Here is a 24,027-nt window from a genome sequence, read left to right as displayed (position 1 = left end):
CTCGTCGTGCGTCAGAGCATGATCTGGCGGTTGACGTCCTTGTACAGCAGGTAACGGAAGTTCGACGGCCCGCCCGCGTAACACGCCTGCGGGCAGAAGGCGCGCAGCGAGAGGAAGTCGCCTTCCTGAACTTCGACCCAGTCTCCGTTGAGGTGATAAACGGCCTTGCCCTCGAGCATCAGGAGGCCGTGTTCCATCACGTGAGTCTCGGCGAACGGAATGGTCGCACCGGGCTCGAAGGTGACGACGTTGACGTGCATGTCGTATGCGAGGTCCTGCGGATCGAGCATGCGCGTGGTGCGCCATTTGCCGTCGGTGCCCGGCATGGCCGACGGTTCGATGTCCTGCTCGTTGCCGAACTTCACCGACGCCGTGTGGCCCTCGATGGCCTCGTAGCGCTTGCGGATCCAGACGAACGTCGCGTCGGCGTCGCCGTTGTTGTGGGCCGACCAGTCGGTGCCTGCAGGAAGGTAGGCGAAGCCGCCTTCGGTGAGCGTCTGCGACTGACCTGCCGCGTCGACGGTGAGCGCACCGGAGGTGACGAACAGGAAGCTCTGCACCTCGGGCTGCGGCTCGGGTCGCTGCGCCCCGCCGCCCGGCTTGACCTCGACGATCGCCTGGTAATACGTCGTCGCACCACCGGCGACCGGTCGGTTGATGATCCATGCGCGCGTATCGGTCCACTCCGGGAACACCGAGGTGACGATGTCCGAGAGGACGCCGCGCGGGATCACCGTGTAGGCCTCGGTGACGATGGCGCGGTCGGTCAGCAGATCGGTCTGCGGGGGCAAGCCGCCGCGGGGCGTGTAGTACGACGCTGTGGTCACTGATTACTCCTGGTTGTGTGGCCGAGCGCGATGTCGCGCACGGTGGACGTGGGAAGGTCGGCGGCCGTCTCGATCTCGTCGTCGGTGAGGGCTCCGCACACGCTGCCGCGATGGATCACGTTCGCGAGTGCGCGGGCGGTGGCCGGCTCGTCCATGACGGTTGAGTCGAGTCGGTGAACGTAGTTGCGCAGGCGTGTCGCGGCGGACGCGAAGGCACCGCGGTAGAACGCGTAGGTCGCCAGGTATCGGGTGACGAGTTGGGCGGGGTGCATGTCCCAGCCCTGGTAGATGCCGCGTTCCAGGTGGCGTCGAACGAGGCGCGCGTGCAGCTTCCACGCCATGGCGACGTTGTCGGGCTCACCGACCGGGAGGATGTTGGTCGAGCCGTCGGACATGTGAACGCCGGTGCCTGCGACGGCGAGTTGCATGACGTTCTTGGCGTGGTCTGCCGCCGGATGCTCCATCGACTGGTAGGCGGCGGCGATACCGAGGGACGCCGAGTAGTCGTAGGTGCCGTAGTGCAGCGAGCTGACACGTCCCTGGCCGGCGTGGATGAACTGGGCAACGGGTGTGCGGCCGTCGGCGCCGAGGATCGCCTGCGGTGTCTCGACCTGCACTTCGAAACGGATGCGGCCGGCCGGCAGTCCGTTCGCACGTTCGAGCGCGCTCGCGACGAGGACCATCGCCTCAACCTGGTCGACGGACGTCACCTTGGGGAGGGTGAGGGTGAGGCCGTCAGGGAGGCCGCCGGACTCGGCGAGTCCGCTGACGAACATGTCGAGCGTGCGCAATCCGCGCGCACGGGTGCCCGCTTCGAAGCACTTGAATCGGGTGCCGACGAACGGCGTCGAGGTGCCTGCGTCGAGCGCGATCCGCAGTGCGGCGATCGCCTGTGCGACATCGGCGTCCTCGGTCGCATCATCGAAGGTGCCGTAGCCGTCCTCGAAGTCGATGCGGAGGTCTTCGATCGGCTCGGTGGTCAGCTTGTTCTCGACGAGGCCTGCGAGCGTCTCGGGTTCACAGTCGGTTCCGCGGCTCGCACCGACGAGTGCGGCCACTGCGTCGAGCCCGCCTGCATCCTTCGTGGTTGCAAGAGCAATGGAGCCCCACTCGGCGGGCATGGCCGCCGAGTACTGGTTGCCCGGAATGTAGACGGTATGGACCGGCTGCCGACGTCCGTCGTCGCCGGGGTATCGGTTCACCAGTTGTGCGTCGGCGTCCGAGAGGCGGCGATCGATATCGGCCAGCACCGCATCGTCGAGGCGTCGTGTCACAGGTGTCCCCTCCCCTGTCGAGAGTTTCCGTGAAAACAGAATTCCACATTGTGGAGTTTAGCGCGAGATTATCGGCCGATCATCCCACTCGAACACTTTTCCATATTGCGGAAACTAAGTTGCGCATGTTGGATGGAACAACAATCGTCGACCAGGAGTGGACTGTATGGTGGAGAAGTCGGGCGGCGTGCAGTCGGTGGAGCGCGCGTTCGAGTTGATGGAATTGATCGGACGTGCCGGCGGAGAGTGCTCGCTGACGGAGTTGTCGGCGGAGTCCCCCTTGCCGCCACCGACAATTCACCGTTTCCTGCGCACGTTGGTCGGAATCGGCTATGTGCGCCAACTGCCCAATCGCCGCTACGCACTGGGGCCGAGATTGATTCGGCTCGGCGTCGTGGCGAACCGCCAGCTGGGCGCGGTCGCCGCCCCGGTGCTGCAGTCGTTGGTCGACGAGCTCTCGGAGACGGCAAGTCTCGCTGTGCTCGACGGTGACATGGTGATCTACACCGGACAGGTTCTGCCTTCGAAGCTGATGGGGACGAACAGTGGGGTCGGCCAGCGCGTCGGTCTGCACACAACCGGTGTGGGCAAGGCGGTCTTGGCCGAGTTGGATGATGCACGCATTCTGAAACTGGTCACGCAGTCCGGATTTCCCGCACCGACCGAGAACAGTGCGTCGACCCTTTCTGCGGTGTTCGCGAACGTCGAACGCGTGCGCGTCGACGGCTACGCCGTCGACAATGAGGAGTTCGAGATCGGTGTTCGCTCCGTCGCCATGGCGGTGCCCGGCGCTCCGACGCCGATGGCAATCGGCATCTCCGGGCCCTCGGCTCACGTCAACGAGGAACTGATCGCTCGGGCCGTCCCCGCACTGAAGAAGGCGACCGGCGTGATCTCGGAAGCCCTGATCGGGGCGAGGGAGCGGTAAAACCGTCGGCTGCCCCGGATCCGCACTCGATCAATACTAGAACGTGTTCTAATTCGCTGTATGTCCAGTTCAGCGGAGGGGCACGCTGACCCCGCGTTTGCCGAAGTGAAAGCCGTCTTTGAAGCGGGTCTGGCCAACGGCGACGACCTCGGCGCCGCCGTGGCGGTGTACGTCGACGGTCGTGCGGTGGTGGATCTGTGGGGAGGCATCGCCGACCGACGGACCGGACGTCCATGGACTCGCGACACCGCCTGTCCGACCTTCTCCTGCACCAAGGGTGTGACGGCGACCGCGGCCCTCATGGTCGCCCAGCAGCGCGGTAACGGTGCCGACGAACCTGTGAGCGCCTGGTGGCCGGAATTCGCCCAACAGGACAAGGGCGAGATCACCCTGAGCGACCTGATGGCCCACCGGGCCGGGTTGCCCGTGTTGGAGCGCCCGGTCTCGGTGGCCCAAGCCGCGGATCCCGCGGCCATGGCCGACCTGTTGGCGCGTCAACGCCCGCTCTGGCAGCCCGGGACCGAACATGGTTATCACGCTTTGACTTTCGGATGGCTGGTCGGCGAATTCGTGCGCCGCCACACCGGCATGACAGTCGGCGAGTTCACCCGGCGCCACCTGGGCGATCGGCTGCAAATGGGCGCTTCCGGTGCGGCGGTGCTCGAGGCTGCCCGGATGAGTTCGCCACCGCCCGAGCAGCGCATCTGGAGCGCCGAGAACGCGCCGCCGATACCGGACGACACAGTCGCCGAGATGGCGGCCGCGATCGCCGATTCAGAATCGCTGTTCATCCGGGCGTCATCGAATCCCGTTGCTTCCTATAACGATCCAGAAGTATTGGCGGCCGGCTGGCCCGCCGCCGGCCTGGTTACCACCGCGCGTGATCTGGCCAAATTCTACGGCGACGTGATCGGCGGAACCCTCATCGCCCCGGGTCCACTGCGGGAAGCGATCAGAGAACGCGTCCGCGGTCGCGACCGGGTGCTGTGCTTGGAAAGCGCATTCGGCCTCGGCTACATGCTGCCGTCGCAGAACTTCGTGGTGCCCGAAGCTGCCCAACGCACTGTTTTCGGTCACCCGGGGGCCGGTGGCTCGGTCGGCCTGGCAGATCTCGAGCACAACGTCGCTTTTGCCTTCGTGCCCAATCTGCGCCGCGACTGGCTCGCCGGCGATCGCCGTGCCTATCGACTCATCGCCGCCGTGTACGACGCGTTGTGACACCGCTCTCTTCGCGATCTCGAGCAAGCGATTCAAACGCATCGGCAGTCGTGCGATCGGCGGGAAAGAGCAACTCGATGGCCAATTCGGAAATCGTGACTTCGAACGGCATGTCGAATGTGCCGAACATGCCGAAGAAAGACCACTTGCCACCGTCTGGCGCCCGGACTCGCACCGGACCGAGATTCTGCGCGAAGTCGGATTCGCTTGCCGCATCGCGGTCGTCGCGCCGCATGGAGTTCTCAAACTCCTCCAAGAGCTGCGCGAGCTGCTTGTCGGCGGTGGCGGCGAGCTGGCGCTGGATGCGATCACGAAAGTAGGCCATGACGTCGTGGGCGTTGATGATCTGCGGCATCAATTCCAGGCCGATGCGGAGGACGTTGACAGGCGGGTTCAGCAGGGCAGGATCGATGGTCGCAACGAGTGGTTGGATGGCCGCGTTTGCGGCAACCAGGTTCCAATGAGAGTCGAATACGACCGCCGGATACGGCTCATGGTTTTTCAGAATCCGCTCCAGCGCTTCGCGGATCGGAGCGAGTTCCGGTGCGCCGAAAGGATGCTCGGGGAATGCCGGAGCGTGTCCGGCCGCGAGCAGTAGCCGGTTGCGTTCGCGGAACGGGATTTCGAGCCGATCCCCAAGGCGCAGCAGCATGTCGCGTCCAGGCTTGGAGCGGCCGGTCTCGACGAAACTCAGATGGCGGGCCGATACGCCCGCATCGAGTGCAAGCTCTAGCTGAGTCAGCCGACGCCGTTGCCGCCACTCCCGCAGCAGCGGCCCGACCTGAGGAGCGGAGCTGGTGGTCACCATTCGCACCGACTGTAGCCGCATGGTGTTCGCGGCTCCATTACCTCGAGGTAATCGACAGCACGACCTTTGACCGTGACGATCACTGGTAGACCCCTTAGGAGGACGAAATGACTGCATTGCTCCGACGGCTGATCTGCGGCGCAGCCGGCGCCTCGATGATCGTCGCATTATTCCTGCCATGGGCCCAGGTTCAGGACGGTGATCGCATCGCGTGGGGGTTGTGGCAGCTCACTTTTCCGCTCTGCGTCATCCTCGCCGTATGTGCGCTGACCACCGCGATTACGGGCGGACAGATCGGCCTGAACAGGCCGGATGTTTCGATCATCGGCGCGACCGATGGTCTTGGTGTAATCACCACCGTGACGTTGGCCTGGCTACTGTTCTACGACTTCCCTGACCATGCCAGCCGCCAGCCAGCCCTCATCCTGGCGTTGATATCCGCAGCCGCAGCTGCGTTTGCAGCCGCTGATTACCGCCCGCTGCGGGGAGCACCCCTCTTTCCGCGACTGGTCGATGCGCGCGGCAGTGATCACCGTCCCAGGAGTCTTTCTGAATCTCGTTGACGACGCCGCATCGGTACGCAGGAGATCGCGCTCCCTCAAACACCAGGAAGGCGGAGGTTTACGGGGGAAGCTGCGGCAAACCCCTCTTGTGCTGAGCGTTTCGCCGTGCGTCAATACGGTTGAGCGCCTTTACAACTGGTCCAGGCAATGCGGAGTATGCGGCGACAAGTTCCCGGATGCGATGTGACACAGTTTTCTTGTCGCGGTTGGAGGGCGCTGCGGTGGCACAGACGCTGCCGACGAGACCGAGCGACCACCCCTCGTTCACGATGGCGTCGAACTGGTCGTCGGTGAACTCCGCAAACGCATCCCGTAGACGCAAGCGGTCCTGCAGCGCAAGGATATCGGTGAGAAGAAGCCCGATAGTGGATGCCATCTCGTGCGTGGCTGCAGCGATCAAGTCGTTAAGGAGGTAGACGTCGGTGGCCGCACCATCGATTTCCTCGTCAGGCTCAGCGGCGCTGACGCGGTGCATCGCTTCGGTGAGTTGATCGACCAAACGGCCGATCACCTCGTCCCGCTTGCCGGCTTCCACGGAGAGATGCTAGCAACAGCTTTGTGCCACCCCGTATTCCGCGTCTCCTACCAGTGGGTTACCGGCCGAGTCGACTCGCGCGTCACCTTGCTGCCCACTTCCTCACGGCGCGTCCGTCCACGGCCGCAATCCATACCCCCAGGCCGGGGTCGATGTCCAACAACGTCAGCACATTCATCGACCGAGGCTAACCCCTACTGAAACGCGCTCCACTCAGCTGTCGGTGGACCAACTCGCCATCCAGCCAACTCGCCAACAGTTACGTTCTGAGGAGGAATACGACGGAATCGAAGATCGCGGAGGAACCTTGCCGGAGATGAGCCCTATCGCCGACTTCCATTTCGTCATCGTGGGAGCAGGAAGTGCGGGCTGCCTGCTCGCCAACCGTCTCAGCGCCAACCCCGATCACCGAGTGCTCTTGATCGAGGCAGGCGGCGACGACAACTGGTTCTGGATCAAGATCCCGGTGGGCTACCTGTACACAATTGCGAACCCTCGCACCGACTGGTGCTTCACGACCGAGGCCGACACAGGTCTGGCCGGTCGCAGCATTCACTACGCGCGAGGCCGGGTGATCGGCGGCTCCTCGTCCATCAACGCCATGATCCACATGCGCGGACAGGCCAGCGATTACGACCTGTGGGCCCAGGCCACCGGTGACGACCGCTGGCTTTGGGGTGGCCCGGACGGTCCCGGCGAGACATTGGCGATCTACAAGCAGTTGGAGGACTACTTCGGTGGAGCTGATGACTGGCACGGCGCCGGTGGTGAGATCCGCGTCGAGCGGCCAAGAGTGCGTTGGAAAATCTTGGACGCTTGGCAGGCCGCCGCCGCCCAGGTCGGCATTGCCCCGATCGACGAGTTCAACCGGGGCGACAACTCCGGCAGCGCCTACTTTCACGTCAACCAACGGCGCGGCCGTCGCTGGTCGATGGCCGATGCTTTCCTGCATCCCGTCGTCCACCGACCCAATCTCACCGTCTACACCCACACCCAGGCCCTACAGCTGCTGATGGACGACCAGGTCAGCGAAGACCAGCGTCGCGGTGCCTGGATTACCGCCCAGCACCGCGCCACCGGTGTGCGGCTGCTCAAAGACGGCCACATCATCGACGTTCAGGCTCGCCGGGAAGTGATCCTGAGTGCCGGAGCGATCGGTTCACCGCAGCTCATGCAAGCGTCGGGTCTGGGCCCGGCCGGGCTGCTCACCCAGCACCAGGTGCCGGTGGCCGTCGATCTGCCGGGTGTGGGTGAAAACCTCCAGGACCATCTTCAGCTGCGAACGGTCTACCGGGTGCGCGGCGCCCAAACCGTCAATACGTTGTACCGGAATTGGATCACCCGTGGCGGCATGGGGCTTCAGTACCTGTTGCTGCGCTCAGGGCCGATGACCATGCCGCCCTCCACGCTGGGTGCTTTCGCCAAAAGTGATCCCGAATTGGCCAGTCCCGATCTGGAGTGGCATGTGCAGCCTTTGTCTCTGCCCAAGTTCGGTGAACCGCTACATCCTTTCGCAGCGATCACTCCCTCGGTCTGCAATCTGCGACCGAGCTCGCGGGGGCATGTGCGCATAGCCACCGCAGATCCGTTGGCCAACCCCAAGATCTCCTGCAACTACCTCTCCACTGACGCCGATCGTCAAACCGCCGTGCGCGGACTCCGGATAACCCGGAAGATCATGGCGGCGCAGCCCCTGGCCCGCTACTCCCCCGAGGAGTTGCTTCCTGGCCCGCAATTGGTGAGCGACGAAGACCTGCAGCAGGCGGCCTGCGAGCTCGGTACCACCATCTTTCATCCGGTGGGCACCTGTGCGATGGGGGCCTTTGACACACGCGGTCGGCCGCGGTCGGCCGCCACAGTGCTCGACACCGATTGTCGCGTGTACCGCGTCGCTGGTCTCCGAGTGGCTGATGCTTCGGCGATGCCCACGATCACTTCCGGGAACACCAACGCGCCGGTCATGCTGGTCGCCGAACGCGCAGCGCGGGCGATCCTGGGATGAGCCGGTCACTACCAAGACGTGCCGGTCCGGAATAAACACCGCGCCCGGTGAACTTGGCTCAAGAGTCGCCCACTCCCCGACTCAGGAGCATCCATGACCCGTCCCGTCCGCGTCGCCGTACAGATCCAGCCCGGCGGCACACCCGATTACCGCACATGGCGCGAGGCCGTCCTCGCCGCCGACGACCTCGGCGTCGACGTGATTTTCGGCTACGACCACTTTCACCGCCCGGCGATGGAGGCCATCGTCGACGGCAAGCCCATCCTGACAGACGAGCAGCCCGACGTCGCCAACTTCGAGGGCTGGACCGCGCTCGCCTCGTGGGGCGAGATCACCTCGCACGCCGAGATCGGGCTCCTCGTCACCGGTGTCGGATACCGCAACGCAGACCTGCTCGCCGACATGGCACGCACCGTCGACCACATCAGCGGCGGCCGGCTCATCCTCGGCCTCGGCGCGGGCTGGTACGAAAAGGACTACACCACCTACGGTTACGACTTCGGCACCTTCGGCTCCCGCTTCGATCTGTTCGACGAGAGCCTGATCCGCATCGAAAACCGGCTCGCTGCACTGATTCCGCCGCCCGTGCGCAAGGTACCGATCCTCATCGGCGGCACCGGGCCAAAACGCTCGCTGCCGGCCGTTGCCCGGCACGCCGACATCTGGCACGCCTTCCAAGACCTCGACGCCTTCCGCAGGTCCAGCGACCGCGTCGACGAGCTGGCAGCGACGTTCGGCCGCAACGGTGCCGATATCGAACGCTCGACGCTGTGGGAGAACGCGGACAGCGCCGACGCATTCCGCGAGGCAGGAGTCACGCTGTTCCAGACCGAACTCACCGCCGACAACGGTTACGACCTCGCGTCTCTCAAAGAGGTGCTCACCTGGCGGGACAACGGGTGAGGCGCGGCGCCGTGCCTCATCAGCCCGGCTGTCCCGCTGTCGACCGACGCGCCGTCAGCGTTGCGCAGCAGCGCGGTGCACAAGCTCGAGGACCAGACTTGTCCAGTCCTTCTCGGTGAGCGGCTTGCCGCGATCTGCCGCCTTCGTTTTCCAGGCGCGGAGCGCCGCCAGGACGTCGTCATCGTCGCGGCGGCGGTACTCGCCGGCGCCGGTCGCGTCGCCCGCGGCTTCGGCGAGTAGCCGATCTTCGTGTGCGAGGTAGGCGTCAATAAGATCATCGGCGCAATGGACGGGGTGGAATGGCGATGATTGCGCTCTCATACCCCACGCTAGCAGCGCGTCATCGCGCATTGTCCCGCAATCGACAAAGGATTCAACGGGCCCGTACAGGTTGATTGTGAGGTGTCGTACCGTTGCCAGACGGGTACGCCAGCATTATGGGCGAACATTCTCTGGACGGCGGCGGGCCGAGAAAGTCTGTCGTCATCGTCGGTAGCGGGTTCACCGGTTTCCAATGCGCACGGCGGCTTGCCGGTTTGGCACGCCGGCATCACGCGCCGATCGACATCACGATCATTTCGCCGGTCGATTACATGCTCTACACGCCGCTGCTCCCGGACGTGGCCGGAGGTGTCGTCGATGCGCGGTTCGTCACCGTCCCGTTGGCCGGTGCGCTCAAGGGCGTACGGGCGGTACGCGGTCGCGTCGACGGCGTTGACCTTGATGCCCGCACGGTGACGTTCACCGATCACCTCGACGTCTTCGCCGCCGGTGACGCGGCCGCCGTGCCAGACATCACCCAGCCTGGCAAGATCACTCCGCCGACCGCCCAACATGCGATCCGGCAAGGTAACACGTTGGGGCACAACGTTGCTGCCAGCCTCGGTTACGGCAACAGGCGACACTACAAGCACCGCAACATGGGTCTGGTCGTCGATTTGGGGCCGCGCTACGCTGTCGCGAATCCGCTGGGCGTGCACATGTCCGGCTTCCCTGCCAAGGCAGTCACCCGCGCCTACCACCTCTACGCCATGCCGCGAATGGTGAACCGGTGGGCGGTAACGCTCGCGTATCTGACCGACGCCGTCTTCGCGCGCACTGTGGTGTCTATCGGACTGTCTTCAGAAGACGACGCCAGTTTCACTGCTGCCGAGGGTATTCGGTTGCCCAAGAACGCCTGAAACCCCGAAGTCCGCGGGCCTCCGGAAGCGCTCACGCTGACAGAGACGATGGTCCCCGAACAGCCCGTGGTTCTCGCCCACTCCACACCAAATCGGCGCCGTTCATCTGCTCCTCGGTGTGACAGCCTGCCCATCTGCGAAAATGAACGCGTGGCTTGTCCTACTACGAGGCCGTGGCAGTGACTGCCGACGACGACCTCGACTCGCTCTACGGCACGCGGCCGGAGGAGTTCACGGCTCGGCGCAAGGAGTTCGCGGCGGCCGCACGCAAGCGCGGTGACGCTGAGGCGGCCAAGGCGATCGCCGCGGCCCGGCGACCGACGATGGCGGCCTGGGTGGTGAACCGGCTGGCACTGACCGACGCAACGGTGCGCCGGCGAGTGGCCGATCTGCATGAGGCGCTGCGCGCCGCGCATGCAGCCATGGACGGGCAACGCATCCGCGAATTGTCCACGGTCCAGCGGCGTCTGGTACAGGAACTGACCCGCGCGGCGTTTGCGTCTGCAGGGTTGGATCCCGCGGCGGGTGTGCGCGACGACGTCTCAGCCACGTTGCAGGCGGCGATCGCCGACCCCGAGGTCGCCGCCCGCCTGGGCCGGCTGCCTCGAGCCGAAGAGTGGTCGGGCTTCGGCGACTTCGGAGCTTCCTCCGCGGTCGTCACTCAATCACGGCCCGAGACCGGCTCGGTATCGCGGGCGACCCCACCGCCGTCGACGAAGAAACAGTCCGACTCGGACGTTGCCGCGCTGGACGAGGCTCGACGCAACCGCGACACTGCCGCGTCCGAGGTGAACGCAGCGCGCACCGCCCACGACAACGAGGTCGCCTCGGTGACTGAGCATCGTGCGAGCGTCAAAACTGCGCGTCGGCGCTACGAGAAGCTGCTCGAGGCGGTGGCCGCCGCTGAGCATGACATCGAGACGGCGACGACGCAGCTGGACGTAGCAGAGCGGTCAGCGCAAGCTCAGCAACGGCGGTTACAAGCCGCTGAATCGGCTCTGGCACAAGCAGAGTCGCGGCTGGACCGACTCGGGGACGGCTGACTGCCCGCACTTCGCGGTGTGGACCACACCGATGCGGCGGGACGGCATATGGCGTCGCGATGAGTTTTGCCCTCCGGTGCGGTCTGAATTGAATGGGCAAACTCATCTATGGCTTCAACGTGTCGGTGGACGGGTACATCGCCGACGCACAAGGCAACATCGACTGGTCCGAACCGAGCGAGGAACTGCACCAGTACTGGAACGACTTCGAACGGGAGACTGCCCTGGCGTTCTACGGGCGCCGACTCTACGAACTGATGTCCGCCTACTGGCCGACCGCCGACCAGGCCCCCGACGCCACCCCTCTGATCGTCGACTTCGCCCGCATCTGGCGCAACATGCCCAAGGTCGTCTTCTCGCGCACGTTGGATTCGGTCGACTGGAACTCCCGCCTGGTGCGCGACGACCCGGTCGAGGTGGTGAGGCAGCTGAAAGCCGAAACCGACGGAACGCTGGAGGTGGCCGGCGCGACGCTGGCCGCACCGATCGTGCAAGCCGGACTGGTGGACGAATACCGGATCGTGGTTGCGCCCACCGCCGTGGGCGGCGGCATACCGTTCTTCCCGACCCTGCCTTCATGGATCTCGCTGCGGCTGTTGGAGAACCGCACCTTCCCGGGCGGCACCGTGCTGCTGCGCTACGAGACGAAACGCGACTGACCGGTCTCTCAGTCCGTGGCGGAGGCGATTCGGTCATGGACGAAGCCACAAGGCTGACGGTTCGCCATCCTGCCGGAACATCCAGGCGCGCCTACTCCGGCACCCGGGAACCGCCGATCTCCTTTTCGAGGAGTTCGGCCAGCCGCAACGGAGTGCGGTCCTCGAACATCGGACCGATGAGCTGCACTCCGACCGGCAGTCCCTCCGGAGACTGACCCGCTGGGATGGCGGTGGCGGGCAGGCCGGGCATTGTGGCCAGACCGGCCCAGACCAGCTGGTCGAAGTACGCGTACTCGACTCCGTCGACGTCAATCCGACGTTCCAACAGCTCAGGGTTGTGGTCGTGGCCGAACGCCGGAGTCGGCGTAATAGGACACACCACGACGTCGAACTCGCCGAACAACTGTCGCCAGCCGTAGCGGTGGAGCTCGCGACGATTGTTCACCTCGATCCAATCGCGGTGACTCAACACCATTCCGCGAAGTCGCGCCGCGTCGAGACTCTGGTCGTCTGGACTCAGACCTGCGGCGCGGGTCTGCAACTGCTCATACGCCTCGACGGGAAATCGTGCTGCGGAGCCAGAAAACAGCAACTGTGTGTACAGCAATGCGGCGTCGTCCAGATCGGGCAGCAGCTGGCTGCTTCGTTCGACGCGGGCACCATTGGAGACAAGCGCATCCGCAACCCGGTTGACTGCGGCGCGCACCGCGGCCCCGGTAGCAATGAACGGATGTTCGTCGAGGACCAGAACCCGAAAATCGGCGAGTCGTTCGTGGCGCGCAGTTGGCAGCGTCACCTCATGCGCCACGCCGACCGTCAGCGGGTCCGGTCCGGCCATCACGTCGAGCAGGAGTGCGAGGTCGCGGGCAGTGCGCGCCATCGGACCGACGACGGCGAGATCGGCCTCGGCCGGCAGGGCCGGCCCCGGCGGCGGGGTCATCCCGCGCGTCGCGGCCAGCCCGAGCGTTGGCTTGTGCGCGTAGATGCCGCAGAAATGTGCGGGGGTCCGAAGCGACCCGGCAAGGTCGGAGCCGATGGACAGTGCACCGAACCCGGAGGCCAGGGCCGCGGCCGAGCCACCAGAGGATCCGCCCGACGTACGAGCGTGATCCCACGGATTGTTGGTGGTGCCGTAGATCTCGTTGAAGCTCTGTATGTCCTGCAGCCCCAACGGCACGTTTGTCTTACCGAGCACCACCGCACCGGCGGCCTTGAGTCGCGACACCTGTACCGCGTCCTCGGCCGGCCGAAAGTCCCGGTACTGGGGCATGCCCCAGGTTGTGGGCAGCCCGACCACGTTGTATGACTCTTTGACCGTCACCGGAATACCCAGCAGCGGCCGATCCTCACCACGGGCACGCGCCTGGTCGGCATGCCGAGCAGCCGCTCGTGCACGGTCGAAGTCCGGCACGCAGATCGCGTTGATCACCGCGTCGTCCCGCTCGACCGCAGCGATCGCCGCCTCGATCAATTCCGCCGAGGACACCTCACCGGCGCGCAACGCGACCACCAATTCACGGGCCGACTGAAAATTCCGCTCCATGCGACTGACGCTAAAGGCCCACGCTCGAAGCCATAAAATCCTATTTCCCGCAACAGGAAAGTTTCCGTTCGACGCTCCTCAGGTCGACCGCATCGCGACGGAAACATGCTGTATAGCAGCATGTTTCATGCACCGCTTCGGCTGTTGTCTACAGCCCGGACGGTACGACCTTGTCGTTGACGGTCACCTCGACCTTGCCGGTCTTCGCGTCGAACTCGACCTTGCCGTGCTCGAAGGTCGACACGAGCAGATCACCATCGGTGTTCTCGTCGCTGGTGGGGACGCCCAGCGGCCCTGCCGACCCGTTATCGCCCGTCACCACGGGCACGCCGGCCGCGTCGCGCGGGACGTTCCAGGCCTCCCGGATCTTGCCCGCGACGATGTAGGCCGGTGTGCCCACTTCGTCGTTCTTTGCGACGATCACGCCGCCCTGGAACTGCTGGAACACCACGCCGCTGTCCCGGGTTCCCGCGTTGCGGTCACCGGTCAGTGGCTTGCCGAGAGTTTCCTTCTGCTTGTCGGTTGCCGATGCGTACTTGGCAGCGATCGGGCCGGTCAGCGTCACCTCGACGTCCCTATCTCCGGCGAGCTTCACTTCGTGGGGCTGCGCAGGGGATTCCGTCGCGGAGGTGACGATCAATTCGACCTGAGGCGGCGCCGACGCGTCGACGCTCGTGCCATTGCTGCAACCCGCAGCGATCAGCACAACAGCCGCCAGGCCGGCGACGGCCGTGTTGCGGTATGCGTTCGTCCTCATGGGTTTTCCTCCCGCGTCTTGGTGTGGTGTGGCACACGTTGCGCCTGAACCCTTGCCCGGCCGGGACTATAACCGAACCACTTGAGTGGCGCAGGAGATCGCACCGTGCGCCGCTCGCCTGCGGGCGGCATCGCTGAGCAGTTCCAGGACGATCGGTCGCCTACTACGGCGTCACCAAGTCAGTCTGACGGTCTGGACGTGAAGAGTCAGGTGACAGGCTGCAGCGGGGCGCTGACGGCCTGACCGTACATATCTGCGGCAGCGCTCATCGCGGCCTTGATGGTGTTGTAGTAATGAGTTCCGACGCCGCCGCGGTACTTGAGCAACTGCGGGTTCTGCGCGAGCGTGGCCGCCAGCACAGCGTCGTTGTTGATGCCGTACTTCTTGAACGCCTCAGTGAACCGGCCGATGAACCGGGCTATCGACTTGTTGGGGTCTTGGCGCTCCGCGACGGTGCCGAAACTGGCCTTCTCCTGGAACAGCCCGATGACCTCATCGGCCGCACCTCCCGGGCCGCCATAGGCCTGCACACCGCCGGAGGCGGTCGGGCGGAAAGTGGACTCGATTTTCGCGGTGGCGATGACGGCCTTGATCTGGTCGTCGCTCAGCCTGGCGGCTCGGCCTTGGCTCACGATGGCCTTGACGATGTCCTGCGCGCTGGAGTCTTTGGTCACGACCACCGGCTTGGGGGCGACAACTGCGGGCTTGGCGACTGTGTCCGCCACCGGCGGTCGCTCAACGGCTACCACCGCAGGCCGGTGTATCGGGGCAGAAAGCAAAGTGGCACCGCCGACGCCGGTCGCAATGAGAACGGCGGTGATGCTCTTCTTTACGTGTCTCTGTTTTCCGAACTTCTCGATCGGTCCGCCGAACTTCGGCATGGTGGTACTCGCTTCTCTGGGTTTGAGTTAGTAGAGCCGTGTCAGACACGAGCACCCCCTCCCCCCGCGCTCCGGGCGCCGAAAAGACAGGGATGGACCGTGCATCGGTCATTCCGCGGCGACCAAGCGCCGATCCGACCAGAAGCGCGCGAATGCATGTTTGCTGCGTGCATTACAGCCGAGGCGACGCAAGAGTCAGCCCGCCGCCGACACGTCACATTTGTGGCAACTACCACCCTTATTGCCAGAATGTGGTCGATATCACCCTAGCTGGCACTACAGCGGTGCAGTAATTAGCCAGGAACTGTATTGGAACATTTGAGATCTGGCAAAACGCCAATAACGGTTCGGGCTGGAACGGCGGGCGATCGCATGGTTGCCGGTAGGCAACTCGTTTGCCGATGGGCAGTCGTACCCCCTGGTCAGACGTGCTCCCGTTCCGTTCGCGTCGCCACCGCTAGGTGCACAAATATTGTCCGTTGAGCACGCAATTCGACGGTGGTACGTACGAGCCCGACAACACGCCTCTGAGGCCGCCGGTGGCGGTACCGCCGGGTGCGATGATGCGATTCCAATTCGCGGGTGTGAGCACATAGTGCGTGCCATACCGCGTGAGGTTGCTACTCCACGTGTGCGAGACGGATTCACCCATCGGCAAGTCGAATTCAAGCTTCCAATCGGACAGTGGCACGGTGCTCGGGTTGGTGATGACGAAGTGGCCGATGAAACCGGTTTGCCATGTCGATGACACCGATAACCTCGCCGCAGGCGCAGCTGCGTGAGCCACGGGGGCGATGGCAAGTGCCGGGATCGCAAGTATCAACGCCGATACGCTTGCGTGAAGCGCTGTGCGCCAGTGCTTCACGTACTTGCCCAATCCCGCCATGGTGGCCAAAGTTAGAGCCGAAAGGGCGATGTCGGCGCCGCGCCTCGCGGGTTAGCTGCAATACCTATGCTCAACCGAAACCATCACGAAATCTGCAGCCTCGCTCACGGCTCAAAAGGCAGGAAGGGTCGAGGCCGGTCAGCCGGAAAATCGGCGGTTGAAACGGTCACCCCCGACGGCGACGCGATACCGGCCGCACCGCAGACAACACGTTTGACAGCCCCGCTTTTGGATACACCTCTGATGCAGGCAAACGGCAATTATTCCTGGAGGCAACAGGAATACGGCGGAGGGAGCCCAACGTGGCATTCTCACAGATCGCGATGAAAACGATGACGGCGGCTGCCGGGATCGCGGCGGCCGGAATCGTGGCGGCGACGCCGGCATATGCAGATCCGGAAACGCTGCAGTTCGGCCAAACAGCAGAGCTTCCCAGTCCAGGTGGCGCCATCGACTACACCGTGAGCAACTTGCAACCCAGCGGCCACAATGACGGAATCTGGTATGCCGACGTAACGGCCGAGGCCGTGAGCGGCTTCCCCACTCCGAACATTTCCGACTTCAACGCGCGGGCTGTCAACAGCTCTACTTACGCGGATATGAAGGGAAACCAGACGGACGGCCTGGCCAACCAACCGATCGCGCCAGGTACCCAAACCACCGGACGGATCTACTTTGACGTACGAGGCGGGACAGCACCCGACAGCGTCGTCTATCGGGACTCCGGCGGCACCGACAAGGTGGTCTGGAAGGGCTGATTGATTCGTCGGAAACGTGACGATTGCCCGTCGCCCTGAGGTAACACTTCTGGACATGACGATCGCAGAGGACGTCAGCGCCGAACGCGCAGCATTGACTGAGTCGTTGATCGAGCGGGGTCCCTCAGCGCCGACCGCATGCGGCGAGTGGACCGCGCTGGACCTTGCGGCTCACCTCGCGGGCGAAGAACGCTACGGCGGCGTGACGACCTTCATCGCCCGATCGCTGGTAACCCATGGAGTTTCGGTGGCAGGCACACCGAAGATGGTGGACACCGCGCTTCGCCGAGAACGACGCCACGGTTTTGCCGCAGTGGTCGATCGGTTGCGTCGCCCCATGCCGCGGCTGCTTCTACAGCCGGTGGTGGCTCCGCTGGCTCTGTTCGAATACTGGACCCACCACGAGGATCTCGTCGGCCTCGACACCCGAACCCACGCGGTGCCGGCCACACTCGTGGACGTCATTCCGCTCGTGCTGCGCTATCAGCTCAGGAAGCTGCCCGCCGGCGCTCGGGTGACGATCGGTAGCAGCGACGGCGATCACCGGTGGTCGGTTGGGCCGAAGTCTGGGCCAGAGGTGATTCTCCGTGGCTCTCCCCCGGATCTGGTCCGCTGGCTGTCCGGGCGCCGCACAGCAGGCGAAATCAGCATGGCCGGGCCCGGCGCAACGGTGCAGGAACTCCGCGGATTCGGCGGTCGAGTCTGACTGCCCGACAACGGATCACCTCGCTGTCAGGTTGCCAGACGATGTCACCGAACCTGCTCGGGAACAGGTGCCTTCCAGGTTCCGTCGACTGCGGCTTCCTCAGGCCAGTACAGCCGTTCGATCAACACGAACGGACCGTCCGGAGCCGGCAGCCAGTTCGACTCCTTGTCCGCGCCCGGGGATTCCCGCTGCACGTAAAAGGTGTAGCCACCGTCGGCGTCCTTCTTCAGTTGCGGCAGCATCGGCGAGTTGATCAGGTACCGGTTGATCGGATTGGCCACGAGCAGGCTCTCCGGCAGTCGGTACATGGTGATCGACCAGAAACCCTTCACCGGCGGCAGCTGGCCGGGAGCGAATCGATAGGTGTACTTGTTGGCGCCATTGAGCGCGGCCCCCGCCGAATCCAGGCGGAAGATCGGATACATCGCCTCGGCGGTGTCATTGCCGTAGATGCCGTTGATCGCACCGGCCATGCGGTACAGATAGTTGGTACCCATCGTCCGGCGGTCGCCGAACATCTGCGCGGTCGTGACCTCACCGTTGTCGATCTTCGCCTGCAGCTCGTTGTATTCAGTCCACGCGTCGTTGAGCCCGTCCTGGAAGGCCTGCTGCTGGTCCGCGGGTAGCGCACCGATGTCGAGGTCCTTGTCGGTGCCGATCCCGATCGACGCGAACTTCGCCCGAAGCTCCTTCTCCGAGTCCAGCACCGGCACGTACTTCAGGACGAAGTTGAGCGTCTCGAAGAAGTCGGTCGACTTCCGCTGCTCGTCAGGGGTCTGCGGAACCACGAAGTCGATCGCGGCCGGCGCCGGGGGCGCCGCGGTACCGAGGAACTTCGACAGCGGTTCCACCTTGTAACCGGCCTGGATCGCCTTCACGTTGTCGATGTCGTTCGGGCCGAACAACTGGGTGCGGTACAACGCGAGCACGAAGTCGGTCTCGGCGTGCAGCACGCCGTCGATACCGGAAGGCTTCTCTCCCTTCCAGTTCGGGCCTGCGAGCAGGTACTTTCCGGGCTTGTTTCCGGTGGTGCGGCTGCCGAGGTAGCCCATGTTGTAGGTGTAGGCGTCGATGAGCTGCACCGAGTAGTACCGGTTGCTCTCCACCTCCGGCACCGTCAGTACCAGCGGTTCCGCCCGGAGATCCGCGCCCAGCGTCGAGTACGGGGTATCCGAGTTCGGGGTCTGCACTGCGGTATCCGCGGGAGTGGCGACGTGGGCATCGGAGTGCAGGGTGTTCCACGGACTGCGGAACTGCGAGCTCTGCTTGTCCTGGAAGTAGGCGTACTGGATCCGGTAGTTGTCCACCATCGGAAAGCCATAGACGTACGCCTGTTTGGCGATCTCGCGGATCTGAGCGGTGGTCAGCACGGACTGCTCCTTCGAATCGTTGCCTGGATCCTTGCCGCTACCGCAGCCGGTCAACGTGACCGCAAGCGTCGCCGCGGCGATGACGGCCATTCCACGAAGCCACGAAACATGTTGTCGCAACATCATATTCACCCGACCTTCTGCGGCGCAGGCGCCTGCCACGTGCCGTTGAGGGCGGCCTCCTTGGGCCAGTACAGCCGCTGCGTCAACCGGAACGGGCCCTCGGGCGCCGGCAGCCAGTTGGATTCCTTCTCCGGGCCGGGAGTTTCCCGCTGCACATAGATGGTGTAACCACCATCCGGATCCTGCTTCAGGCTGGGCAGCATCGGTGAATTGATCAGGTAACGATTGATCGGATTGGCCACCAGCAGGCTCTCCGGCATCCGGTACATCGTCAGCGACCAGAACGCGTTTACCGGGGGCAGCTGCCCGGGCGCATAGCGATAGATGTACTTGTTCGCGCCGTCGAGCGGAGCGCCCGTCGAGTCCTTCGAAAAGCTCGGGTACATGGCCTCGGCTTTGTCGTTGCCGTAGATGCCGTTGATCGCACCGGCCATGCGGTACGGGTAGTTGGTTCCGAGTGTCTGCCGATTGCCGAACAACTCACTCGGTGAGATCTCGCCGCTGTCCACCTTCGCCTGGATCGGATCGTATTCCTTCCAGGCATCGGTGATCGCCGCCTGGAAAGCGTCCTGCTCGTCCTTGCTCAGCGATGCGATATCCAGCTTCTTGTCCGTGCCGATGCCGATCGAGGAGAACTTCGCGCGCAGGTCCTTCTCGGTGTCCAAGACCGGCGCGAACTGCAGAACAAAGTTGAGGGTCTCGAAGAACTGCGGCGACTTGCGCTCCTCCTCGGCGGTCTGCGGAACCATGAAGTCCACCGCAGGTGCGGCGGTCGGCGCCGGCTTGCCCTGGAACGTCGACAGCGGTTCGGTCCCGTACTGGGCCTGAATCGCCTTGACGTTGTCGAGGTCGTCGGGCCCGAACAGCTGAGTCCGGTATGCGACGAAGGCGAATTCGGTGTCCGACTGAATCACCTTGTCGATACCGGCAGGCTTCTCACCCTTCCAATTCGGCCCCGCGAGAAGGTATTTGCCGGCATTGTTGCCGGTCGTCCGGCTGCCTACGTAGTCGAAGTTGTACATGTACTGATCCATGAACTGCAGCGAGTAATACCGCTTCGCTTCGATCGTCGGAACGCTCAGCACGTACGGTTCCGTGCGCAGATCGGCCCCGAAGAAGCTGTACGGGGTGTCCGAGTTAGGGGTCTGAATGGCAGTATCGGCCGGCGTGAACACCTGCGCGTTGGATTGAAGTGTGTTCCAGGGGGCCTTGTACTGCGGGTTCTGCTTGTCCTGAAAGTAGGCGTACTGGATCCGGTAGTTGTCCACCATCGGGAAGCCGTAGATGTAGGCCTGTTTGGCGATCTCCCGGATCTGGTCGGGGGTCACCTCTTCGGCGGGCGCACTCGAAACGTTGTCCGAACCTTTGTCACTGCCGCAGGCGACCGCGGTCAGCGCCATTGCCGCGACGGCCACCACGCTCAACTTCCGCCAAGACCTCTTGCTATCCATGCTGTCCCTTCTGTCGCCCGAGCCCCGCTCATCCTTGCCTGAGCCATTAGCTGGTGTCTTGACTTTGCTGGACATCTTCTTGATCGTGATGGACATGCAACTGGTCCATGGATCATCGCTGGTGGGATTCAGCGGACTCGTCGCCGCCCATGAGGGCGATCCCGCGGCGCTGCTGGAGCTCGCCGGCATCAATCCCGCCGATGCCGGACAACGTGACCGCTATATTCCGTTGCGCAGTGCCATCGCCGCGGTCGAAAGCGCAGCCGCGGTACTGGGTGCGGACGACTTCGGTCGCCGGCTCGCCGAGCGGCAGAGCATCGACATCCTCGGCCCGGTCGGAGTCGCGGCCCGCACCGCCGCCACCGTGGCTGAGGCGTTCACGATCCTCGACACCTACATGAGCGCCTACAGTCCCGGCATCACCGCACACATCCAGTCGCACACCGACGAGACGATGTGCCGGTTCGAATTCGACTTTCTGCTACACCCGGCGCCGCCTCAGGCCCAGGCCGTCGAACTGGCCCTCGGCGTCACCCTGCGCGTGCTGCACCTTTTCCTGGGCACCACCTACCGGCCCGTGTCCGTGCACCTGCCCCACCCCGCGCTGGGCACCAGAGCCGATTACCGCCGCTACTTCGGGTGCCCATCGCATTTCAGCGAACCGTTCGCCGGATTCACCCTGCACGCCAACGACTTACAACGCCCACTCAACCACGATCCGCTCGCTCATCAGCTCGCGTTGCACTACCTGTCCAATGCCCGCGCCGAACATGCAAGGGGCTTCACCGACACCGTGCGCAGGATCATCCGCCAGCTCCTGCCCACCGGAGAGCTGACCGCCGAACTGGTCGCCCGCCAGTTCGGCATTCACTCCAAGACTTTGCAACGCCGTCTCACCGCTGAAGGAACCACCTTTGCCGAGATGGTCGATCAAACTCGCCGCGAACTCGCCCATCGATTGTTGCTCGACACCGACCTGCCCCTCGTGCAGCTGTGTCGCCAACTCGGCTACGCCGAGCAGAGCGTGCTGACCCGCGCATGCAAACGCTGGTTCAGCTTGACCCCCACCGACTATCGCAACACCCGCATCGGGTTGGGAACTGCCGAATCGGCTCTGGCGCAGGCAGAATCGCAGCCGACCCGACTCACAGAAGAGTGACGGTGCGATTCAAGCGTCAGACGCCGAAGGGTTTCGCATAGGCAACCTCACCGCTGGGTACCTTGTCATCAGGATTGAGAGTGAGGGCCAGGAAATTGTCGTCGGGTGCGGCAAACGGCGCAGTGATGCCGAGACGCGATGCCGGGACGAATCCGAATCGCGGGTAGTAATCAGCGTGCCCCAGAACGATTACCAGGTTCTCCCCCAGTTCTCGCGCCCGCGCGAGCCCCGCGCGAATAGCTGCCGAACCAGCCCCACCTCGCTGGAGGTCGGGCACGACCGCACAGGGTCCGAGCGCGAGCGCGGGATGGCTGTCGACCGTGCATCGCGTGAGCAACGCATATCCCACAATTTCGCCGCTCGCGTCGCAGCTGACGACGGACAGTCCGTCGATCCACGCGGCCGGGTCTTCCCGGAGCGCGTCGACGAGGTTCGCTTCCAACTCGGTGGGAAACGCTGCCGCGTTCACAGCGTGGATGCGGCTGACATCCTGCGGCTGTTCAACTCGAGTACTCCACATATCCCGCCTCGATGCTCCGACACTTGTCATTTTGGCAGTGTGTCCTCACTCCGCCCGAGATGCCGGGGAAAGAACCGCGTGTCGATCCGGTCCGTGGGCACCGGGTGATGTCGACCCGGGAAGGCATGCAGCACTTTGTCTTCCGAGCCGAACGCGCCGAACAATTCGAGACCGAATCCGCGTGGGATCTCCTCATCGTCCCACGGGAGCAGGAACTCGATCGGGATGGTTACCTGTTTCGCCGCCTCCAGCAGCGCATCGTGGGCGACTACCCCACCGAAGAGCGCCGCGGTGATCCGAGGCTCGGCCGCGGCCAACAGTATGCCGATCGCGCTCGCCAGCGTCATGCCGGAGTAACCGATGGCCGCCCGCGCGTCGATCTCGGGTAGGGCCTGAACGGCGTCGATCGTCGCCTGCCATTCGGGGACGGCGCGCTCGGCCACCGAGTGGCAGTACTCAGCGAGGATCCGGCCGAATGACGGACTGCCCTCTGCCCGAGCCTGCTGGAAGGCGGTGACCAGGTGCACATCGGCTGCGCTCCGTGGCCGGTCGCCATGTCCGGGTGCATCAATCGAAACGACGTGAAAACCGTCCGTGAGAACCGAGGAACGGGCCCGCCCGACATGCCCCGGGGCCATTTTGTCCAAGCCGCCGGGGTGACCGGCCAGGACCACGGGCGCGCCGTCGGAGCCGGTTTCCGGTGACCAGAGCACGCCGGTGACGTCGTCCAGGGTGAAGGTACGTTCGATGACACCGTTCGACGATGTCTCAGAAGTGAAATGCATGGTGTGGCGCCTTTCGGGAGTTCCATTGTTCAGGCGCTCCCGACGACACCTACCTCGATCGCCCGACCGCGAACGCGAGTGGGAGCACCCACAGGGTTACAGCGTCCATGGGTCTCACCTCCTCGCGTGCCGTCACGGTCGCGAGCGACGCTATCAATTCGTCCGCAACCCGTCCAACGATTTTCGCGCGCGTGCGGTGGGGCCACGAACTGCACGCTCCGAGGGGCTTGCGGGCGTTACGTACCATCGAATTCGGGCAATCGGCCGTCCTATCCCGACGCGAAGGTTCTCCTATGTACACAATCGATTGCAACCAACCTCCCGCGGCGCCCAACCGCGGAAGAATCCACGGGCTCATGGGCCTGCTCGCAGCCTCGTCCACGGCGCTGGCAGTGGTGAGCGCTCCGGCGCCCCAGGCCGACGCGGCCCCATGTCCGGACGCGGAAGTGGTGTTCGCCCGCGGGACAGGAGAGCCTCCGGGTGCCGGCGGTATCGGGCAGGCCTTCGTCGACGCTGTGCGCGGCAAGGCCGGCGCGAAATCGGTCAGTGAGTACCCGGTGAATTACCAGGCCAGCGCCGACTTCGCCGACGGCATCCAGTTCGCCCTCACCGTTATCGACGGCATCAGGGACGCGACCAACCACATCCAGGCAGTGGCCGCGGACTGCCCCACCACCAAGATGGTCCTGGGTGGGTTCTCCCAAGGTGCTGCCGTGGCGGCATTCACCACTTCGGCCGATATCCCCGCGGGTGTCCCGGCGGCGTTCGTACCACCTCCGATGCCACCGGAGATCGCTTCGCACGTGGCTGCCGTCGCATTGTTCGGGAAACCGTCGAACCAATTCCTCAGCGATGCCGGGGCGCCGCAAATCACCATCGGGCCGCTCTATGCGCCCAAGACCATCGATCTGTGTGCCACCGGGGACAGCGTGTGCAATGGCGCCGCACCGGGGCCGCCGACCGGCGCCCACAACGCCTACATCGCCAACGGCATGGTCGACCAGGCCGCGCAGTTTGCGGTCAGGCGGTTGTAGCACCCGCTCCCGACGGCTCCCCTGTCTTCGCGGGCTCGCACCGCCACGCCTCTCCGCCTTCTCCCAGGCCACCTGAGCATGTCTTCATCCGCACGACAGAGCAGAGTAAAAAC

25 protein-coding genes are annotated in these 24,027 nt (G+C 64.5%); 12 read left to right on the top strand and 13 right to left on the bottom strand.

The annotated features are described in order from the left end of the window. Positions 1 to 11: 11 nt before the first annotated feature. Positions 12 to 827 carry a bifunctional allantoicase/(S)-ureidoglycine aminohydrolase gene (locus ACZY08_RS28655; RefSeq protein WP_463747992.1) on the bottom strand — a complete coding sequence of 272 codons (816 nt, stop codon included), beginning with the start codon at positions 825 to 827 and terminating at the stop codon, positions 12 to 14. Further along, entirely contained in the window at positions 824 to 2,101 is a 1,278-nt protein-coding gene (locus tag ACZY08_RS28650; RefSeq protein WP_463747991.1) for a DUF6986 family protein, read from the bottom strand. Before ACZY08_RS28650 ends, ACZY08_RS28655 begins: the two co-directional genes overlap by 4 nt. A 166-nt stretch (positions 2,102 to 2,267) precedes the next feature. Here ACZY08_RS28650 and ACZY08_RS28645 point away from each other — a divergent pair, with 166 nt between their 5' ends. After that, positions 2,268 to 3,029: an IclR family transcriptional regulator gene (locus ACZY08_RS28645; protein ID WP_463747990.1), complete on the top strand. Its 762-nt coding sequence runs from the start codon at positions 2,268 to 2,270 to the stop codon at positions 3,027 to 3,029. 60 nt (positions 3,030 to 3,089) lie between these two features. Continuing rightward, complete coding sequence (locus ACZY08_RS28640; protein WP_463747989.1) at positions 3,090 to 4,247, top strand: serine hydrolase domain-containing protein; 1,158 nt, start codon at positions 3,090 to 3,092, stop codon at positions 4,245 to 4,247. On the opposite strand, the gene ACZY08_RS28635 is transcribed toward ACZY08_RS28640, so the two are convergent. Continuing rightward, positions 4,219 to 5,055: a helix-turn-helix domain-containing protein gene (locus tag ACZY08_RS28635; protein WP_463747988.1), complete on the bottom strand. Its 837-nt coding sequence runs from the start codon at positions 5,053 to 5,055 to the stop codon at positions 4,219 to 4,221. The two genes, ACZY08_RS28640 and ACZY08_RS28635, sit on opposite strands and share 29 nt — an antisense overlap. A 107-nt stretch (positions 5,056 to 5,162) precedes the next feature. Here ACZY08_RS28635 and ACZY08_RS28630 point away from each other — a divergent pair, with 107 nt between their 5' ends. Continuing rightward, a complete protein-coding gene (locus ACZY08_RS28630) occupies positions 5,163 to 5,618 on the top strand; it encodes a hypothetical protein (RefSeq protein ID WP_463747987.1) in 456 nt (151 codons plus the stop codon). 58 nt (positions 5,619 to 5,676) lie between these two features. On the opposite strand, the gene ACZY08_RS28625 is transcribed toward ACZY08_RS28630, so the two are convergent. After that, a complete protein-coding gene (locus tag ACZY08_RS28625; RefSeq protein WP_463747986.1) occupies positions 5,677 to 6,153 on the bottom strand; it encodes a hypothetical protein in 477 nt (158 codons plus the stop codon). Positions 6,154 to 6,469: 316 nt separating this feature from the next. Between ACZY08_RS28625 and ACZY08_RS28620 the strand changes: the two genes are divergently transcribed. Together ACZY08_RS28620 and ACZY08_RS28615 are read left to right on the top strand one after the other, a co-directional pair. Beyond that, positions 6,470 to 8,155, top strand: coding sequence for a GMC family oxidoreductase (locus ACZY08_RS28620; protein ID WP_463747985.1), 1,686 nt, complete (start codon positions 6,470 to 6,472; stop codon positions 8,153 to 8,155). A gap of 93 nt (positions 8,156 to 8,248) precedes the next feature. Then, a complete protein-coding gene (locus ACZY08_RS28615; protein ID WP_463747984.1) occupies positions 8,249 to 9,058 on the top strand; it encodes an LLM class F420-dependent oxidoreductase in 810 nt (269 codons plus the stop codon). A 54-nt stretch (positions 9,059 to 9,112) separates the two neighbouring features. On the opposite strand, the gene ACZY08_RS28610 is transcribed toward ACZY08_RS28615, so the two are convergent. Next, positions 9,113 to 9,379 (bottom strand): hypothetical protein, encoded by a 267-nt coding sequence (locus tag ACZY08_RS28610; RefSeq protein ID WP_463747983.1) that lies wholly within the window; start codon positions 9,377 to 9,379, stop codon positions 9,113 to 9,115. 116 nt (positions 9,380 to 9,495) lie between these two features. On the opposite strand from ACZY08_RS28610, the gene ACZY08_RS28605 reads away from it, so the two are divergent. The 3 genes from ACZY08_RS28605 to ACZY08_RS28595 all read left to right on the top strand — a co-directional run bounded on the left by ACZY08_RS28605 (position 9,496) and on the right by ACZY08_RS28595 (position 11,941). Continuing rightward, positions 9,496 to 10,239, top strand: a complete 744-nt coding sequence (locus ACZY08_RS28605) for an NAD(P)/FAD-dependent oxidoreductase (protein WP_463747982.1) — start codon at positions 9,496 to 9,498, stop codon at positions 10,237 to 10,239. 173 nt (positions 10,240 to 10,412) lie between these two features. After that, entirely contained in the window at positions 10,413 to 11,282 is an 870-nt protein-coding gene (locus ACZY08_RS28600; RefSeq protein ID WP_463747981.1) for a hypothetical protein, read from the top strand. A gap of 92 nt (positions 11,283 to 11,374) precedes the next feature. Further along, positions 11,375 to 11,941 carry a dihydrofolate reductase family protein gene (locus ACZY08_RS28595; protein ID WP_463747980.1) on the top strand — a complete coding sequence of 189 codons (567 nt, stop codon included), beginning with the start codon at positions 11,375 to 11,377 and terminating at the stop codon, positions 11,939 to 11,941. A 91-nt stretch (positions 11,942 to 12,032) separates the two neighbouring features. Here ACZY08_RS28595 and ACZY08_RS28590 read toward each other — a convergent pair whose 3' ends face one another. The 4 genes from ACZY08_RS28590 to ACZY08_RS28575 form a co-directional block, all read right to left on the bottom strand. Continuing rightward, positions 12,033 to 13,484 carry an amidase gene (locus ACZY08_RS28590; protein ID WP_463747979.1) on the bottom strand — a complete coding sequence of 484 codons (1,452 nt, stop codon included), beginning with the start codon at positions 13,482 to 13,484 and terminating at the stop codon, positions 12,033 to 12,035. A 148-nt stretch (positions 13,485 to 13,632) separates the two neighbouring features. Then, positions 13,633 to 14,241 carry an LGFP repeat-containing protein gene (locus ACZY08_RS28585; RefSeq protein ID WP_463747978.1) on the bottom strand — a complete coding sequence of 203 codons (609 nt, stop codon included), beginning with the start codon at positions 14,239 to 14,241 and terminating at the stop codon, positions 13,633 to 13,635. A 206-nt stretch (positions 14,242 to 14,447) separates the two neighbouring features. Further along, a complete protein-coding gene (locus ACZY08_RS28580; protein WP_463747977.1) occupies positions 14,448 to 14,966 on the bottom strand; it encodes a hypothetical protein in 519 nt (172 codons plus the stop codon). Between the two features lie 613 nt (positions 14,967 to 15,579). Continuing rightward, on the bottom strand, positions 15,580 to 16,008 hold the full coding sequence (locus ACZY08_RS28575) for a cellulose-binding domain-containing protein (RefSeq protein WP_463747976.1): 429 nt from the start codon (positions 16,006 to 16,008) through the stop codon (positions 15,580 to 15,582). A gap of 302 nt (positions 16,009 to 16,310) precedes the next feature. Between ACZY08_RS28575 and ACZY08_RS28570 the strand changes: the two genes are divergently transcribed. Together ACZY08_RS28570 and ACZY08_RS28565 are read left to right on the top strand one after the other, a co-directional pair. Next, the gene (locus tag ACZY08_RS28570; protein ID WP_463747975.1) at positions 16,311 to 16,766 is read left to right on the top strand and encodes a DUF1942 domain-containing protein; all 456 of its coding nucleotides are present in this window, start codon (positions 16,311 to 16,313) and stop codon (positions 16,764 to 16,766) included. A 55-nt stretch (positions 16,767 to 16,821) separates the two neighbouring features. Beyond that, entirely contained in the window at positions 16,822 to 17,472 is a 651-nt protein-coding gene (locus tag ACZY08_RS28565; protein WP_463747974.1) for a maleylpyruvate isomerase family mycothiol-dependent enzyme, read from the top strand. Between the two features lie 44 nt (positions 17,473 to 17,516). Here ACZY08_RS28565 and ACZY08_RS28560 read toward each other — a convergent pair whose 3' ends face one another. After that, positions 17,517 to 18,932, bottom strand: a complete 1,416-nt coding sequence (locus ACZY08_RS28560) for a DUF1254 domain-containing protein (RefSeq protein ID WP_463747973.1) — start codon at positions 18,930 to 18,932, stop codon at positions 17,517 to 17,519. A 38-nt stretch (positions 18,933 to 18,970) separates the two neighbouring features. Next, positions 18,971 to 20,416, bottom strand: a complete 1,446-nt coding sequence (locus tag ACZY08_RS28555; protein ID WP_463747972.1) for a DUF1254 domain-containing protein — start codon at positions 20,414 to 20,416, stop codon at positions 18,971 to 18,973. A gap of 94 nt (positions 20,417 to 20,510) precedes the next feature. Here ACZY08_RS28555 and ACZY08_RS28550 point away from each other — a divergent pair, with 94 nt between their 5' ends. Then, the gene (locus ACZY08_RS28550) at positions 20,511 to 21,575 is read left to right on the top strand and encodes an AraC family transcriptional regulator (RefSeq protein WP_463748073.1); all 1,065 of its coding nucleotides are present in this window, start codon (positions 20,511 to 20,513) and stop codon (positions 21,573 to 21,575) included. Positions 21,576 to 21,591: 16 nt separating this feature from the next. Here the strand turns inward: ACZY08_RS28550 and ACZY08_RS28545 are convergent, their stop codons facing one another. Both ACZY08_RS28545 and ACZY08_RS28540 read right to left on the bottom strand, forming a co-directional pair. After that, positions 21,592 to 22,095 carry a GNAT family N-acetyltransferase gene (locus ACZY08_RS28545; protein WP_463747971.1) on the bottom strand — a complete coding sequence of 168 codons (504 nt, stop codon included), beginning with the start codon at positions 22,093 to 22,095 and terminating at the stop codon, positions 21,592 to 21,594. 26 nt (positions 22,096 to 22,121) lie between these two features. Beyond that, positions 22,122 to 22,880, bottom strand: a complete 759-nt coding sequence (locus tag ACZY08_RS28540; protein ID WP_463747970.1) for an alpha/beta hydrolase family protein — start codon at positions 22,878 to 22,880, stop codon at positions 22,122 to 22,124. Positions 22,881 to 23,236: 356 nt separating this feature from the next. Between ACZY08_RS28540 and ACZY08_RS28535 the strand changes: the two genes are divergently transcribed. Beyond that, positions 23,237 to 23,914 carry a cutinase family protein gene (locus ACZY08_RS28535; RefSeq protein ID WP_463748072.1) on the top strand — a complete coding sequence of 226 codons (678 nt, stop codon included), beginning with the start codon at positions 23,237 to 23,239 and terminating at the stop codon, positions 23,912 to 23,914. Positions 23,915 to 24,027 lie beyond the last annotated feature (113 nt).

This window comes from Mycobacterium sp. IDUB_9 (genome assembly GCF_055419505.1).
Note: the sequence above shows the minus strand (reverse complement) of the source record. Positions and strands in the feature narration are given on the sequence as shown.